Raw genomic sequence first — 10,911 nt, 5'->3', positions numbered from 1 at the left:
GCGGCGCCGCCCGGCGGGTGCGCCAGACCGCCGCCCGGCGCGGCCACGGGGAGGTGGACCTCGCCGGTGGCGGGATCGGGAAGGCAGAAGAACACCACGTCGTCGAAACCCTCGCTGTACGCCGCCGGCGCGGAGTCCTCGGCGGCGGCGGTGAACTCCCCGAGCTGATCGCCGTCGAGCGTCACGCGCACCAGATCCGCGGCGAAGGCAGCGACGGCCGCGTGTGCCGGCCAAAGGGACGGGTGCAGTAGTAGCTGCGATCACTGGTGAGCGAGTGGTCTCGCCGCACCACTCCCACGCCGGCCGGCCCGCTCGGCCGTTCACGACAGGAAATCTCTCAGCCAACCCGGGGTTCTGAACCGGTATCCTCCAATGGTTGCCGGGCATGCGCTGCACCGCGACCGGGCCGTGGACACCCGGCCCCGCGACCAGAGACGCTCACCAGGCCCCGAGCGCGGGAGAAACGGACATCGATGTGATCACCCTTGCCCAGGCGCCGCCGATCGAACCCTCGGCCGAGTACAGCGGATTCATCGGATGGGTCCTGAATCTCATGGAGACACTGGGCGAGCTCGGCGTGGGACTGGCGATCCTGCTCGAGACGTTCCTGCCACCGATCCCGTCCGAGGCGGTCCTGCCCGGGGCGGGGTTCCTCGCCTACGAGGGGCGGATGAGCTTCTCCCTCGCCTGGGCCGCGGCCACGGCGGGCGCGCTGCTCGGCGCCTGGATCTGGTACGCCGTCGGGGCCGCGCTCGGACGAGATCGCACGAGGCGCCTGGTGGGCAGGATCCCGCTGCTCGACTACGAGGACTTCGACAAATCGGAAGCCTTCTTCCAGCGGTGGGGCGGAGTGGCCGTGCTGCTGGGGCGCTGCGTCCCCCTGGTGCGCTCGTTCGTCTCGATACCCGCCGGGATCAGCCGAATGCCCGTCCTGCACTTCTCCGCCTACACCCTCATCGGATCCGGGGTGTGGAACGCGATCTGGATTGGCGCGGGGTTCGTGTTTGGCCCGGCGATCAAGCCCGTTCTGGAGCGGTGGAGTGGGGTGCTGTCCAACGCAGTGTTGGCGATCATCGCGATCCTGTTTGTCTGGTTTGTGGTCAAGCGCGTGCTGCGGCTGATCGAGCGCCAGCGCGCCGAGAGCGTTCAGTGAGCGCCGGTGTTCTCCCGCCCACTCGTCGAGTGGTCGAATGTGACGGATTCGCCAACACCCGACCTGGGAGAACGCGATCAAGAGTGACCCTGCGATGGCTTTGTCGTCGTCGTTCGTTTCGTGCAGCCCCGGTTGGGACGCGCATGGGCCGGTCACACTGGCACGCCTGATCAAGCGGAGGCATTCTGGACGTCATGCCAGCCGACTCCAGCCAGCCCGCGTCCAGCTCCGCCACCGCGCCCAGCGCCACCACCGACCGCGCGTCCGATGGAAAGGTCGGGCTGCGCGTCTTTGTCGAACCCCAACAGGGTGCCACCTACGCTGATCAGCTCGCGGTCGCCCGCGCGGCAGAGGAGCTGGGTTACGAGGCGTTCTTCCGCTCGGACCACTACCTCAAGATGGGCGACGTCAGCGGCCTGCCCGGACCCACCGACGCCTGGCTCACCCTGGCCGGCCTGGCCCGGGAGACCAGCACCATCCGGCTCGGCACCCTGCTGACCTCGGTGACGTTCCGGCACCTCGGCCCGCTGGCGATCTCCCTCGCGCAGGTCGACCAGATGTCCGGGGGACGCCTGGACATCGGCCTGGGCGCCGGGTGGTACGACGACGAACACACCGCGTACGGGATCCCCTTCCCGCCCATCGGCGAGCGGTTCGACATGCTCGAGGACACCCTCGGCGCACTGGAGACCCTGTGGTCGACGCCCGAGGGCGAGACGGTCACCGTGCGCGGCAAGCGAATCGATCTAGTGGACTCTCCCGGCCTGCCCAAGCCGCTGCAGCAGCGACCGCCGGTCATCGTCGGGGGCTTCGGCAAGCGTCGCACCCCCGCACTGGCCGCCCGGTTCGCCGACGAGTTCAACGTGCCCTTTGCCGACGTCGACACCGTGGCCACCCAGTACCGCCGCGTCGACGAGGCGTGCGCCGAGCGCGGCCGGGCGCCGGGGGAGATCGTGCGCTCAGCGGCCCTGGTCCTGTGCTGCGGCCGCGACGAGGCGGAGCTCGCCCGCCGGGCCGGCGCCATCGGCCGGGATCCGGAGGAACTGCGGGCCAACGGCGCGGCCGGAACCCCGGATCAGGTGGTCGACACCATCGGCCGGTACTCGGCGATCGGTGCCCGGCGCATTTACCTGCAGGTTCTGGACATGTCCGATCTCGATCACCTGGAGCTCGTGGCCTCGGAGGTCGCGCGGCAGGTGTAGGGGGCAGATGCGTCACCGCCTCCATGCGTGGAGATCACGGTCCGGCTAGATTCAGAAAATCACCGTCTTCCGTTGGTTGCGGAATGGGGACATTCTCTGAATCCTCCACTACGCAGCATGGCCGGTCGCGCGGAAGAGGGCATCGGGGAGCCAGAACAGGTCGCCGTTGCAACATGCTTCCTCGCGCAAGATCTCCTTTCTGCACTGCGCGAATGACCGGGCCCCAACCAGTCGCCACGCGGGGCGGTGTGACCCAGCCGGTGTCGTGCCGCTCGGTCGCTGCGGGGCGGCCCGGGCAGCTGCAGTTGGCCGAGTGGGCGCCTCGTCGTTTAGCTCCCCGCCCGGGACCTCCGGCGGTCCAGTGAGCGCATGACCTGTGACGCGCTCGCACCGTGGAGCACGAGGGAGGCGATGATGACCAGCGACACCGCCGGCCACAGGGACCAACCGTCCTCCTTGGGGAAGTACCCCATCGCGTAGCAGAGGTAGAACAGCGAGCCCACGCCGCGGACGCCGAACACCGACACCACCACCTGCTCATCGCGGCGGAGTTTACGGTCCCCCAGGAGTGAGATCCAGGCGGTGAGCGGCCGGATCACCAGCAGAACGCCGGCCGCCACCGCCACGTGGGTCCACTCCAGGCGGCCGACCGCATCGGAGATGAACGAGGCGCCGATCACTAGAAGAACCAGCAAGGTGAGCAAGTGCTCGGTGTACTGCACGAACTCGTGAAAGTGCTCGTGCTTCTCGTCGTCACGCTCGGACGCGCGGACCCCGAGCGCCGCGCAGAACACGGCGAGGAAGCCCCAGCCGCCCAGCAACTCGCCGAGGCCGTAGGCCAGCAGGAGCGTGGCCACGGCGGCGGCGGGTTCGGCGAATCCCACGAGTCGGTGGTCTCCCACCCGCACCCGGTAGACCGCGGCGCCGATGAGCCGGCCGAGGAGATAGCCCACCACCGCGCCGATGACCGTCTTGCCCACGAGGTCCCACGCCAGCCAGCCCAGGAGCCACTCGCCGGGATCCCCCTTGGTCGCCAGGTAGATGGCGAGGTACACAAACGGGAAGGCGAGGGCGTCGTTCAGCCCGGCCTCGGAGGTCAGGGCGAAGCGGGCCTCGTCGTGCTCGTCGTCGACCTCCTCCCCGGAACTCGGACCCTCAACCTGCACGTCGGAGGCCAGGACCGGGTCGGTCGGGGCGAGCACCGCCCCCAGCAGCACGGCGACCGCGGGGGTGAGCCCCAGTACCCACCACCCCAGTACCGCCACTCCCGCGATGGACAGGGGCATGCCGATCGCCAGCAGCCGCCACGTGGTGGTCCACCCGCGCAGGCTCAGCGGCCGATCCAGCGCGAGGCCCACGCCGAAGAGCGCCACGATCACGGTGATCTCGGCCATCCGCTCAGCCAGCTCGGCGTGCTCGATCACGTCGACGAGCTGCGACTCGTTGGGCATCAGCCAGCCAATGACCATGCCCACGCCCACCACCACGATCGGTGCGGACAGCACCCGCTCGCGGAGCAGGCGCGGAAGGAACGACCCGATGAGCAGGGCCGCGCCGATGACCGCGAACATGAGGTCGGTATTGGGCACGCAGTGAGTCTGGTCGCCTCCGGGTCCCCTGCGCCACCGCTGGCGTCAGCGCCCGGCGTTCATTATCTGCGGCACCCGGCTGCATACCCCCGCACCCCCGCGGCCTTCCTCGCCACCCCCCGCGACTCTGCTTGCGAAACGAACGACGACGGGCCGGACTCCTTGGTGGGAATCCGGCCCGTCGGTGGCCGTGCTGGAGGGGTCAGCCAGGTGCGATCACGCCGTGGCGGACCGGGCTGCGCCCTTCTCGCTGGCGTCGTCGGACGTGGACAGCGAGCCGGCGGCGTTCTCCAGGTGGGCGCGGACGAACCACTGGAACTTCTCGAGCTCGGCGGTTTGGCCGATGAGGATGTCCTCGGTCACCGGGTCCACCTCGCCGGCCACGGCGATGGCCTTGCGGTGGTCGCCGATCATCCCGTCGTACACCTTGTCCAGGGCACCGAGGTGCGCCTGTGCGGTGTCGCGGCCCAGCGAGTAGTCGTCCCACGAGCGGTGGTCGGCGTTGGCGCCCATCGTGCCCACCGGCGAGCCGCCGAGGGTGGCGATGCGCTCGGCCAGCACGTCGGCGTAGCCGCGGACCAGCTCGACCTGCGGATCGAGCATCTCGTGGACCGAGATGAAGTTGGGGCCCACCACATTCCAGTGCACGTGCTTGAGGGTCAGGTGCAGGTCGTTGCACGCCGTGAGTCGCTTCTGCAGCGTGTCCGCGAGGGTGGCGGAGTCAGCATTGGACAATCCGGGAACAGTGAATTCAGGCATGACTCGAACTTAGCGCCGTCTCCCGGGCCGTGCGACCGCTCGACCCGCCGCGCAGGTCAGGCCCGTGAGCGCGGTCACCGGCCCTCAGCGCCCGTGACCGGAACTCACCGACCCTCACCGAGCCCGCCGGCGCACCCCGCCGTAGATCAGCTGGTGGGTGATGAGCCGTTGGAGCACCACATCGGACGCCGGGGCGGGGACGCGGACGCCCCGGCCGGGCGGGGTAAAGACGATGAGTCCGTCGCGCAGCGGGCCGAGCACCGATCCCCAGCGGCGCCTCGGGGGCCGGTAGTCGCGCAGCGGGCCGCCCTGAAGGTGCGCACGGATGTTGCGTGCGACCAGGAGGTGTCCGCGGTTGCGGGCGGAGGTGCGCAGCGGGTCGGTGGCCGCCACATCGCCGACCGCAAAGACGTCGCTGTGCCCGGCCACTCGCAGCGTCGGCTCCACGCGGACGAACCCCCGGTCGTCGAGCATCTCCGCGGGCAGCCAACCGGTGTTGGGCGTGACGCGGCCGATCGCCCAGATCACTACATCTGCTGTGGTCGGTGCCTGACCCGTCGTCCAGCTCACGGGGGCGCTGGTGAGGTGCTCGTCGTCGTCGTCGTCGTTCTTGTTGTGGTTCGCAGCGTCGCCGCCGTCTCCACCAGCGACGTCCCCCGCCGGCAGCTCCGCGCGGTGACCGGGATGCAGGCCCACGCCCAGGGCCTCCAGTCGTGTGCGCACCCGGTTCCAGACGCGGTCATGGTGATGGGGAAGTGCGCGGTCGCCGGGGAAGTAGAGATCTACGTTTTTGTCCGGCCAGCGTTCGGCCACCTGCGCCGCCGAGCTCAGGGCCGCCGCGCCGCCGCCGATGATCGCCACCGACCCCGCGTCCGCGATGCGCTGGTGGGGGAGGGAGATGTCGGCGTCGACGCCGCGGGAGTCCTGAAGGGTGGGGTGGCGCCAGAATCCGTTGGTCACCCCGGTGGCGATGACGACGACGTCGTACGGTTCCTCGGCGACCGTTCCGTCCGCGAGCCTCACGCGCACGATTCGGTTCTCGGTGTCGAGGGCGGTCGCGCTGCCGTGCACGATGCGAACGCGGTCGAGGCCCCGGAACCTGCTGTAGGCGATGCGGTAGTCGCGCGTCCACGCCTCGGGCCGGGCCAGCCGCAGGCCCAGTTCCTGGCCGCTGACGAACTCCGGCTTGGCGGTGATGCCCACGACGTCGCCGTGGGTGCGCAGCGCGATCGCGGTGAGGACCCCGGTGTCCCCGAGGCCGACCACCACGATCCGGGGGCGGCTCACGCCGAGGTCGTGGTCCGGCTCTTCTCCTGCGGGCGCTTCTTGGGCGGGCGGGGGATGAACAGCGACACCCGCTCGACCACTCGCGCGTACTCGGGTCGCCGCTCCAGGCTGCGCTGCTCCATCATCGGGATGCTCACGGCGAGGAACATCGCCAGCATGGCAAACGTGCCCACGAACACCCACCACGCGCCGGGCCAGGCCGCGAGGCCGAACAGGCCCATGGAGAACCAGATCCCGCATTCGCCGAAGTAATTCGGGTGCCGGGACCACGACCACACGCCGGTGTCCATGACCTGCCCTGGCGTCCGGGTGGCGATGAAGCGGTGCATCTGCAGGTCGGCGATCGTCTCCAGGGCCAGCGCGGCCAGGCCGACGCCGAACGCCACGAAGTCCAGCCAGCCGAGCGGCTCACCGGCCCGCGTCGCCACCACGTAGACGGGGATGAGTCCGGCGAAGACCTGCAGGGTCGGGAAGACGTGGATGCCCATGAGGTCGGCCACGAACTCGAAGCGCCCGGCCCGCTCGCGGACCATCGGGTAACGCCAGTCCTCGTGGTGCATGCCGGGGAAGGTGCGGATCCAGTTGGCGGTCAGGCGCACCGCCCAGGCCAACAGCACGATCATCATGAGCCACCAGCGGACGTCGTTCACTCCCGCGTCGGCCGCGATCCACCAGTAGAACGCCAGCAGCGGCGGGATGACAGACCAGAAGGCGTCGTAGAAGGTGGAGTTCCCGTAGAAGCGGCTGAAGGCGAAGATCACGACCGTCGCGATGAGGTCGGCGATCAGGCCGTCCAGCCACAGCTGGCCGCTGTCCAGCCCCCACAGCAGCCACGCCAACCCGGCGCCGATGGCGATGATGTAAGCGATCCCGATCCGCAGCAGTGACGCGCCTTGACTCATGTCAGGCAGGGTAATGACCGTTCTGCGCGCGGACCTGCGGAACGGTGAGATGCGGTGGGGCGGTGCCGTGGTGTGGCCGTGAGCGCCACCTGCTGGGCGAGGCCGCGTCCGCCCACCCCGGGTGACCGGGGGAGGGCCCGCGCTGGGTGTGCCCACTCGTAGACTGGTCGCATGTGACGGATTCCGGGAAAACCCACCTGGGGAAACGTGATCAGGTGTGACCCCGCGGCGGGTGGTGCCCGGTGGCGGTGACGTGGCGGGCGGCGTTCACCGACGCGCCGACTACGGCCGTGTGGTCAGCCCAGGCCGAACAGCCTTCCTGCAAGTCCCAGCGCCATGAGCAGGACGATCAGCACGATGATCCCCAACAGCACGTAGATCCCGATGCGGGACCCGGACTTGGTCGGGCTCTGCCCGGTGCGTGCGCTGTCCGAGGCCAGCGACGTGGAATCCGAGTCCGGCGTCTGCGGTCCCGTGGGCGAGCCGCCGGCGTCGAGGTCGGGGGACTCGCTGGGATCCGGGTCTGGTGGGAGGGAGTTGGCCATGCCCCACTTTTGCACGAGCGTCGCTCGACCTGCCCGCGGGTATGCCGGCGCGGGTAGGGCCGGCGGGGACTTGAGTAACGGTTGTGCTGCCGCCGGAGGGGCAGGTCGGAGGCGGTCGCGCTGGGGTTCCAGACCGTCCCCGACTTTCGCTCGCCGACCTGGCCCGACGGTCCGGTTCCGCCGCAACTGCATCCGGACTTCTATGTGGATCGCCGACTCCGAGCCGGCCGTCCTCGCCGCCGGTGCGCAACAGCATGCCGATTAGCCCAGCCCGACGGGCGCTTCGGAGCGACGGCGCAGCGAGGGGCCGGGAGCGCTGCCGGCCGACAGATCGTGACTAGAGGGACATAGCGGGCGGACGAAGTGAGACAAACAGCGCCGAAAAGTCGAGGCAAGAAGCCATCATTTCACTGTTCGCGAGTATCCACGCTCTGGCGGCGAGGCAGCTCGGGATGAAACACGTGAGGTTGCGCGGCTTGGCCGGTGCCACATTGTCGTTGGTGGTGTCAGCGGGACTCGCGCCAACCGCCAACGCGGCCGAGGTGGGAATTGGTCGCTCGACCCCGAACTGAGGAGGCACTATGACCCGGCTACGTTCAGCGATGGCCGTCGCGATCGGCGCTTGCGCAATTGGCGCCACCATTACCCCGCTGGCTCAGGCCCAGCCCCTGCCTGGTGGGTCTGTGGTGGTGCCGCCTATCGAACCGATCGGTGTCCCGGTCCCGGCAGGATCGAGCGCGGCACAACTCCCGGTTCTACCGTTTCCCCTCTTCTGGCAGGAGCTCCCACCGCCTCCGCCGACGCCCCGGTATGTGGCCTCAAACTGGGTTGAGGCCGGGACGTGGTGTCCTGCGCCCAATCAATGGGCCTACAGCCAGAACGGAACCAAGCTGTGGTGCGTTCGTCTGCAGCGAACTGACGGCTACCAGTGGGCTCCGCATCAGACCGAGATCCCGTGGACCCCCGAAGCATCAGGGCCAGGGAGGGGAACCTCGGTGGGAAACTCGCTTGGCGGTAAACCGTGCGGTCGGGAGGGCGAGGGCGCCATTGATCCCTCGAATGGGCAGCCCGCGTATTGCGGACTTCGGATGGTAGGTGGCCCGGCGCTGGTGTGGATGTATCGGCCCGGCACGTAGAACACGGCCCCGCGGCGCAAAGCTCTACCCGAGTCGACAGGGGCGGCTGACGCCGGCGGTCCGGCGCCGCGGGTCCTGGTCTATCAGCCCGCTGGAGATCCCCACACTAGGTGCCGTTTGCGGCACGGCAAGTGATCTCGCGCGCCGTCGGCGGGCACGTGCGACGAGTGGTCAGAGCCGTCGGATTTCGTCTCGCTGGACCACGGTGAATGTGAGCGGAAGTGCCCCCTCGACGAAATGAGGCGGGGCGTCCGAGGCCAGCCGCCGCGGGTCCGCTGGCGATCGCCTCTGCCTGCGAGCCTTCGCGTCTGACCGCGTCTGCCCACGAACGACCGCCTCGGCCTACGAGCGACCGCGTCGGCGGGACCCGACCAGCGCCTTTTTCACAGGCTTGCGGTCTCTCCACAACGCAGCTCCGAACGAGCTGATCGCCGGGGCAGGGACACCCCGCGATACGCGACAGTCTCCGCATGGCATCACCACCGAACGGCCCGCGACGTCGCGGCGATCTGCTTGCGGCCCAGGGGACGCACCGGGTCACGAACGGATACCGCAGAGCCCACCACGGCATATGGGAACCCGCGAATACCGTCACCACGCCGATCACGCGGCTGGCTGCGGCAACACTGGCCTGCCCGGGTGCGGTGGCTACCGGGTGGGTGGCTGCCGCGATCCACGGCCATCCGTGGGTTCCGGCCGAGTACTCGATCGAACTGGCAGTCGGCCGGAAGCGGGTGCGTCGGGAGGGGATCGTCGCGCGCCGGTACGAGATCCCGGAGGATCAGGTGGACACCATCCTCGACGCCGACGGCGCACCCCTTCGTCTCGCCAGCCCGGAATGGGCCTTGTTCGACCTGGCGAGGCACGGGGAGAAGTCCGAGGCGGTGATCGCACTGGACGGCGCCTCGCGGATGGGGCCGGGTTACGACGTCAGACATTCGCTCCCGACGCTGCTCGCCAGGCATCCGGGGCTGCGGGGCCGCAGGATCGCTCTCGAGCGCTGCGCGATGGTGGAGCCGCTGACCGAATCGCCCATGGAGACGCGCCTGCGGCTGTTCCTGATCGACCTCGGGCTGACCCGGTTCCGGGTCCAGTACCGCACCCCGGGACTGCCGTACCGTCTGGACTTCGCCTTCCCGGAACACAAGGTCGCGGTGGAGTACGACGGCGCCGGCCACCGGGACGCCGCGCAGCACGGAAACGACGTACGCCGATTGAACCGCTTGCGCGCGGCCGGCTGGACGGTCATCACCGTGACGGCAACGCTCCTCTACCGTCGGCCCCATGAAATCGCCGCCCTGTTGCGCACCGCGCTGAGCTGAGAAGCCCCCTCGCCCCGGCATCTGGGCTCAACCTGGCAACCGCGACTCCGCCGAATGGTCGAGAATGCGCGTTCCCGGGAAAAGTGACCTGGGAAAATGTGAGCGGGATCGACCCCTCGGCGGGTCGGGCGGGTCGGGCGAGTGCGCCCGGCGCCGAGCCGCCGGCTGAACCGAGCCTGCCGCCCGCCGAGCTGCCGCCGGCTGAACCGAGCCCGCCGCGCCGCTCGTCGAGAAGCGAGAACCTCAGCAGCGTCCCGCCGGCACCAGTCGCTCCGGCTGGGCCTCCAGGTAGTCAAGCGCGTTGTCGTCGTAGGTGAGGACCAGCGCCACGGCGTTGGCGACGAGCAGCACCCAAGCCGACCACAGCATCGGGTCGTACAGCACGGCCACCAGGGAGAAGCTCGCGGCGGTCGTCAGCAGTGCACGGCTGCAGCGTTCACCGTCACGGAGCATCACGGCGCCCACCACCTGCACCACCATGGCGGCGAACAGGCCGGTCGCGAGGACCCAGCCGAACCAGCCGAGCGCCTCGGCCTCGCCCGAACCCGCCCCGGCCGCGAAGCGACCCGTCTCGCTGACACCACACCCCGCGACCAGCGCCAGGATATTGGTCCCGGTAACTAGGCTGGCGATGGTGACTGTGGTGAACAGGCCACAGAAAACCCAGAGCCAGGATGCGATCGAGACGGAGAGCGGTCGGCTCACGGACGGGCCTCTCGGGTCGGCGGTCACACCCTCGTGGACCGACTCGGACAAGATGCGCCTATCGTCTGACGAGATAGACAGGTGTCGATAGAGTGCGGCACACCTGATTTTTGGTGTGGTGCAGTGGTGCTCGGTTCCCCGGTTTCCTCCGTGGCCCCGGGCGCCCGTCGCGGCCTCACGCGGACGTGGTGCCCCTCAGCACCCCGACGCGGCCGACTGGAGGTGGATCTGGTGCCCGCGTGGAAGAAGGCCCGGGCGGTGCTGCGGGCGGACACCGTGGCCCGCGCGGTCGCGCTGTGCGTCGACACCCG

9 protein-coding genes and 1 pseudogene are annotated in these 10,911 nt (G+C 69.5%); 3 read left to right on the top strand and 7 right to left on the bottom strand.

What is annotated here, in order from left to right; all coding sequences use genetic code 11:
* Nucleotides 1-185: pseudogene (locus G6021_RS01580) on the bottom strand (hypothetical protein); the annotation flags it as partial.
* A gap of 290 nt (nucleotides 186-475) precedes the next feature.
* On the opposite strand from G6021_RS01580, the gene G6021_RS01575 reads away from it, so the two are divergent.
* Both G6021_RS01575 and G6021_RS01570 read left to right on the top strand, forming a co-directional pair.
* Nucleotides 476-1,153: a VTT domain-containing protein gene (locus G6021_RS01575; RefSeq protein ID WP_182640527.1), complete on the top strand. Its 678-nt coding sequence runs from the start codon at nucleotides 476-478 to the stop codon at nucleotides 1,151-1,153.
* 194 nt (nucleotides 1,154-1,347) lie between these two features.
* A complete protein-coding gene (locus tag G6021_RS01570; RefSeq protein WP_241731275.1) occupies nucleotides 1,348-2,355 on the top strand; it encodes an LLM class F420-dependent oxidoreductase in 1,008 nt (335 codons plus the stop codon).
* Between the two features lie 329 nt (nucleotides 2,356-2,684).
* Here G6021_RS01570 and G6021_RS01565 read toward each other — a convergent pair whose 3' ends face one another.
* From G6021_RS01565 to G6021_RS01545, 5 genes are all read right to left on the bottom strand, one after another.
* Nucleotides 2,685-3,944 carry a cation:proton antiporter gene (locus tag G6021_RS01565; protein ID WP_182640526.1) on the bottom strand — a complete coding sequence of 420 codons (1,260 nt, stop codon included), beginning with the start codon at nucleotides 3,942-3,944 and terminating at the stop codon, nucleotides 2,685-2,687.
* 216 nt (nucleotides 3,945-4,160) lie between these two features.
* Nucleotides 4,161-4,703, bottom strand: coding sequence for a DNA starvation/stationary phase protection protein (locus tag G6021_RS01560; RefSeq protein ID WP_179523312.1), 543 nt, complete (start codon nucleotides 4,701-4,703; stop codon nucleotides 4,161-4,163).
* Between the two features lie 114 nt (nucleotides 4,704-4,817).
* The gene (locus G6021_RS01555) at nucleotides 4,818-5,990 is read right to left on the bottom strand and encodes an FAD-dependent oxidoreductase (RefSeq protein ID WP_182640525.1); all 1,173 of its coding nucleotides are present in this window, start codon (nucleotides 5,988-5,990) and stop codon (nucleotides 4,818-4,820) included.
* Nucleotides 5,987-6,892, bottom strand: a complete 906-nt coding sequence (locus G6021_RS01550) for a DUF1295 domain-containing protein (protein ID WP_182640524.1) — start codon at nucleotides 6,890-6,892, stop codon at nucleotides 5,987-5,989. Before G6021_RS01550 ends, G6021_RS01555 begins: the two co-directional genes overlap by 4 nt.
* A 296-nt stretch (nucleotides 6,893-7,188) precedes the next feature.
* The gene (locus G6021_RS01545) at nucleotides 7,189-7,437 is read right to left on the bottom strand and encodes a DUF6480 family protein (protein ID WP_095718250.1); all 249 of its coding nucleotides are present in this window, start codon (nucleotides 7,435-7,437) and stop codon (nucleotides 7,189-7,191) included.
* Nucleotides 7,438-9,232: 1,795 nt separating this feature from the next.
* Here G6021_RS01545 and G6021_RS17820 point away from each other — a divergent pair.
* Nucleotides 9,233-9,895: a DUF559 domain-containing protein gene (locus tag G6021_RS17820; protein WP_182640523.1), complete on the top strand. Its 663-nt coding sequence runs from the start codon at nucleotides 9,233-9,235 to the stop codon at nucleotides 9,893-9,895.
* Between the two features lie 243 nt (nucleotides 9,896-10,138).
* Here the strand turns inward: G6021_RS17820 and G6021_RS01535 are convergent, their stop codons facing one another.
* Nucleotides 10,139-10,600: a hypothetical protein gene (locus G6021_RS01535; RefSeq protein WP_179523304.1), complete on the bottom strand. Its 462-nt coding sequence runs from the start codon at nucleotides 10,598-10,600 to the stop codon at nucleotides 10,139-10,141.
* Between the last annotated feature and the right edge of the window lie 311 nt (nucleotides 10,601-10,911).

This window comes from Dietzia sp. CW19, from assembly GCF_014145265.1.
Lineage (GTDB): Bacteria > Actinomycetota > Actinomycetes > Mycobacteriales > Mycobacteriaceae > Dietzia > Dietzia natronolimnaea.
Note: the sequence above shows the minus strand (reverse complement) of the source record. Positions and strands in the feature narration are given on the sequence as shown.